This window comes from Kocuria sp. CPCC 205263 (assembly GCF_040981075.1).
Lineage (GTDB): Bacteria > Actinomycetota > Actinomycetes > Actinomycetales > Micrococcaceae > Kocuria > Kocuria rosea.
This window is the reverse complement of sequence record NZ_JAVKPV010000047.1, coordinates 1-712: the sequence shown is the minus strand read 5'-3', so window position 1 is coordinate 712 and position 712 is coordinate 1. Positions and strand designations below refer to the sequence as shown.

Here is a 712-nt window from a genome sequence, read left to right as displayed (position 1 = left end):
CGGCTGCGGCGGCGAGTTTTTCGAGGGTCTTGCGCCAGCGGCAGAAGAGTTTGGTCTGGTTCCAGGCCAGGACCGCCACGGGGTGCTCGCCGGTGTAGTAGACGGCCAGCAGGGAGTCCTGGTCGGGGCCGCCGTGCTCGTAGGCCACGCGGTCGGCGCGGGAGGCGTCGCCGGCGAACTGCAGGCGGGTGCCGTACTGGTCGGACCAGAAGTAGGGGGGCTTGACCGCCGGCAGGGTGGCCGGGTCCGCGCCCAGCAGCGCGCCGATGGCCACGGCCGGGCGCTCGGCGGCCCCGGTCCAGTGCTCCACCCGGTGGTGGCGGGCGGTGGTGGGGTCCCACCAGGCGGCGCAGTCGCCCACGGCGACGACCCCGGGGAGGCTGGTGGCCCCGACCGCGTCGCAGACCACGCCGTTGCCGAGTTCGATCCCGGAGCTCTCCAGCCAGCCCACGTTGGGCACCGCCCCGATGCCCACGACCACCACGTCGGCGGGCAGCACCCGACCGCCGGCCAGACGCACCGCGCTGACCGACCCGCCGGTAAACTCGAAGTCCTCGATGTCGACGCCGCAGATCAGCTCCACCCCGGCGCGTTCGTGCAGCCCGGCGACCACCCCGCCCAGTTCGGTGCCCAGCGGACCGCAGAGGGGGATGGGGGACTTCTCCAGCACCGTGACGTCCAGACCGAGGGCGTGGGCGGTGGAGGCGACCTC

The 712-nt window shown here is 74.0% G+C and carries 1 protein-coding gene; it reads right to left on the bottom strand.

All coding sequences use genetic code 11. The features are described from left to right. The coding region (locus RF647_RS19050) for an FAD-dependent oxidoreductase (RefSeq protein ID WP_368813103.1) at positions 1 to 712 on the bottom strand (712 nt) is incomplete at both ends.